The organism is Sulfitobacter sp. HI0040, assembly GCF_001634885.1.
In the GTDB taxonomy this organism is placed as follows: Bacteria; Pseudomonadota; Alphaproteobacteria; order Rhodobacterales; family Rhodobacteraceae; genus Sulfitobacter.
In genome coordinates this window covers 1-423 of record NZ_LWEX01000470.1, presented here as the reverse complement: position 1 = coordinate 423, position 423 = coordinate 1, and the positions used below count along the sequence as shown (strand labels likewise).

The 423-nt window shown below is 61.9% G+C and carries 1 protein-coding gene; it reads right to left on the bottom strand.

The features are described 5' to 3' along the window. Window positions 1-423 (bottom strand): IS256 family transposase (locus A3728_RS19110; protein WP_201722350.1); only part of this gene is annotated, 423 nt, incomplete at both ends.

Below are 423 nucleotides of genomic sequence, written 5' to 3'. Positions count from 1 at the left end.
TGCGCCAGGCCGGAGCGATGGAGGCGTATTTCCCGGCCCATTTCTCCTCGAAGGCATCGAGCTCAGCTTCGGCCATCTCGGTGCTCGGGGCGCTGTAAATCCGGCGCAAGTCGGCCGCCACGATCTTGCGGTCCTTCCAGGAACAAAAGTTCAGAGAATGGCGCACCAGATGCACGATGCAGGTCTGAACCATGGCCTCCGGGAAGGCGGCGGTGATCGCCTCCGGAAAACCCTTGAGACCGTCCACGACGGTGATCAGGATGTCCTGCAGCCCCCGGTTCTTCAGTTCGTTCATCACCGAGAGCCAGAATTTGGCACCTTCGTTCTCGGCGATCCACAGGCCCAGAACCTCACGGCTCCCATCGTGGGTGACGCCGAGGGCGACGTAGACGGCCTTGTTCTTGACCGTCCGGCTGTCGGCAT